The sequence below is a fragment of the Limnofasciculus baicalensis BBK-W-15 genome (assembly GCF_024178385.1).
In the GTDB taxonomy this organism is placed as follows: Bacteria; Cyanobacteriota; Cyanobacteriia; order Cyanobacteriales; family Coleofasciculaceae; genus Limnofasciculus; species Limnofasciculus baicalensis.
Window position 1 is genome coordinate 1 of sequence record NZ_JAMZMM010000660.1, and the last position, 1629, is coordinate 1629.

The 1629-nt window shown below is 44.3% G+C and carries 2 protein-coding genes; both read right to left on the bottom strand.

Annotated elements, in window-relative coordinates; all coding sequences use genetic code 11:
• Positions 1 to 3: 3 nt before the first annotated feature.
• Complete coding sequence (locus NJ959_RS29220) at positions 4 to 549, bottom strand: cyclic nucleotide-binding domain-containing protein (RefSeq protein WP_254015268.1); 546 nt, start codon at positions 547 to 549, stop codon at positions 4 to 6.
• Between the two features lie 112 nt (positions 550 to 661).
• On the bottom strand, positions 662 to 1543 hold the full coding sequence (locus NJ959_RS29225; protein WP_254015269.1) for an NAD(P)-dependent oxidoreductase: 882 nt from the start codon (positions 1541 to 1543) through the stop codon (positions 662 to 664).
• Positions 1544 to 1629: the final 86 nt, after the last annotated feature.

The window sequence follows — 1629 nt, forward strand, 5'->3', positions numbered from 1 at the left end:
CCCCTAACCGATATCATTCAGACGATGCACCATCCAATCTAGTCGATATTGTGCTATTTCTAAACTTCTTAAAAAATCGGGATTTAGATCTTTGTCATCGTCAGGATTTGGATCGTCCTTATCTATTTTATTGTAGCCCAGCCGACTGACAGTACCCCGTAATCTATCAGCTAAAAACATAGCAATAGCATGATAAAAATGAGAAGCAAAATTTGCATCTTGGAGAAGTTTCGCCGACAACTGGCTACGAGAAATAGACCAAACTATTGAATTTTCCAACCCTCTAACCGTAGCTGTCGGCGGCCTGGAATCGACAAAAGATATTTCTCCTAAAATTTCACCGCTTGATACTCTCGCAATCTCATCTCCTCCCATTGCTTCAGTAGAAACGGAAAATGTTCCATTTAGGATGATGTACACTGCGTTAATCGGTTTTCCTTCCTCAATCAGAGTCGTCCCCACTGGAATGTGTAATCGCTTGCCAGCAGTGATGAGCCAACTGAAATCGCGATCGCTAAGTTCTGCCAGAATATATAATACTTTCTTCAACGGACTTACTCCACAATATCCTTGCCATTTCTCTCACTTAACACAGATTCGCTAAGTCATGCCTCGATCTTAAGAGAAATTCGACTACTGGGGAAAGTTAAAAGTCAAAATTCTATCCTTCAAGATAAGCACGAATCATCGCCTGAGTGCCCAATTCACCTCCCATACCGCCATCAAGGTCTTTTACCATTTTAAATAAATTACCAGCTAGTTCCACTCCCGGCAATTCCTCACCAGACTTGAGAGTATCCTGCACCAGTCTCAAATCCTTAAGTATATGCTTAATCGCGAAACCCGGTTGGAGATCGCTAGCAACAATTTTTGATCCTAGATTTGATAGCGCCCAAGACCCAGCCGCACCCGTACCGCAAACCTCGATAATTAAATTAGGGTCGATTTCCTGCCCTTTAGCCAGCGCTATCGCTTCGCATAGCGCCACCATGTGGAGAGAGGCAAGTACCTGATTGCACAGCTTTACCGCTTGTCCGCTACCCACTGCCCCACAGAGACGAATTGTCTTACCGATAACTTCCAACAGCGGCTTACTTTCTTCAAAATCAGCAATATCACCCCCTACCATAATAGTTAAAGTACCCTTCTTCGCCCCAATATCACCACCAGAAAGAGGAGCATCCAGAAAGCGCAGGTTCCTTTTTTTAAGTTCCTCTCCTATATTCCGAGCCGCATCCGGACTAATTGTACTAGTATCAATCACCAGAGTACCAGGTCTAGCAGACTCAGCGACTCCTCCAGCCCCCAGAATAACTTCCTCAACATCAGGAACATCCCCCACACAGGAAAAAACAATATCTGCTGTTTCCACTGCCTCCCGGATAGATGATACTATGGTTGCTCCAGCAAATTCAGCTACGCGAACACCGGGATGATTGGGGGTGCGATTCCATCCTTTCACTGGATATCCACTTCGCGCCAAGTTGGCCGTCATTGGCGCACCCATCAACCCAAGTCCAAGAAAGGCAATCTGTTTGTTCATTATCGTAAAGATTTATCCTCTTCTACGGTTGCTTTTTACCTCTCGCTTATATAATATAATATTTAGGTTATGAAAGGATGAAGGAT

Excerpts from the sequence above, each read along its gene's own strand:
- NJ959_RS29225 (WP_254015269.1), bottom strand. The coding sequence starts at position 1,543 with ATGAACAAACAGATTGCCTTTCTTGGACTTGGGTTGATGGGTGCGCCA.